Origin of the sequence: Chryseobacterium urinae, from assembly GCF_030518295.1 — a bacterium.
Taxonomy (GTDB): Bacteria; Bacteroidota; Bacteroidia; order Flavobacteriales; family Weeksellaceae; genus Chryseobacterium; species Chryseobacterium mucoviscidosis.
Window position 1 is genome coordinate 1 of sequence record NZ_JAULSJ010000082.1, and the last position, 943, is coordinate 943.

The 943-nt window shown below is 40.9% G+C and carries 2 protein-coding genes; both read right to left on the minus strand.

Annotated features, from left to right (window positions below):
* Window positions 1–425: IS91 family transposase (locus QWT87_RS21025; RefSeq protein WP_302718688.1), on the minus strand; the 425-nt coding region annotated here is incomplete at its 3' end.
* The coding region (locus QWT87_RS21030) for a tyrosine-type recombinase/integrase (protein WP_302718690.1) at window positions 422–943 on the minus strand (522 nt) is incomplete at its 5' end. The genes QWT87_RS21030 and QWT87_RS21025, both read right to left, overlap by 4 nt.

Here is a 943-nt window from a genome sequence, read left to right on the forward strand (position 1 = left end):
GTTTGAAGCGTTTCCCAGGCAGATTCAAATAAAAAATCATACAACATCTTGGGCTCGTGAAGTGCGGTTTTGTTCAATACTTCCGGAAGCGTAAAAACTACGTGGAAATAAGGCACAGGAAGCAGTTCGGTTTCCCGTGTTTGTATCCAATCTTCTCGGTTCCGTCCTTGGCATTTCGGGCAATGACGGTTTCGGCAGGAGTTGTAACTGATGCTTACATTTCCACATTCATCACAAGCATCGATATGACCTCCCAAAGCCGAAGTTCTGCACTTTTTTAAGGCAAATAAAGTTCTTAACTGCCAGGAATTTAATCCTAAATCTTCCAATTTTGAACCTAAAATATTTAAAACATCGGCGACTTCATATTGAGGTTGAGATTGAGGTTGAACTGACTGTTTTTTTGAGGTTTTTAAACCGCTCATTTTTTCCCAAATTCTGAAAAAAGGGTATCGAGCGGAGAGAAGAGTTTTTGTGTGGAAAGTTGTGCAATTTGGAGATAAATCAACGTCGTATCAATACTTTCGTGACCGAGGAGATTTTTGATGCTCAAAATATCCATCCCATCTTCCAGAAGATGCGTCGCAAAACTGTGCCGAAGCGTATGGACACTCACTTCTTTCAATATTTTTGCTGCTCTTGATGCCTGTTTTACCGCCCACTGAACGCCTCGTTGTGAGTAGCGGGAATCAAACTCTCCGCCGGCACGGTTTCCACGAGGTTCTCCAAAGAGATAATCTTCCGGTTTTTCAGCTTCGATATATTTTTTTAATCCCCGAATTAAATGCTCAGAAAGTGGCAAATAACGGTCTTTTTTCCCTTTTCCTTGAACCACTTTCAACTGTTTTCGATCAAAATCTAAGTCGCATAAACGCAGATTTCTAACCTCCATACATCGCAATCCGCAGCCGTAAAGAATGCCGATCAAAATTTTATGTTTTAA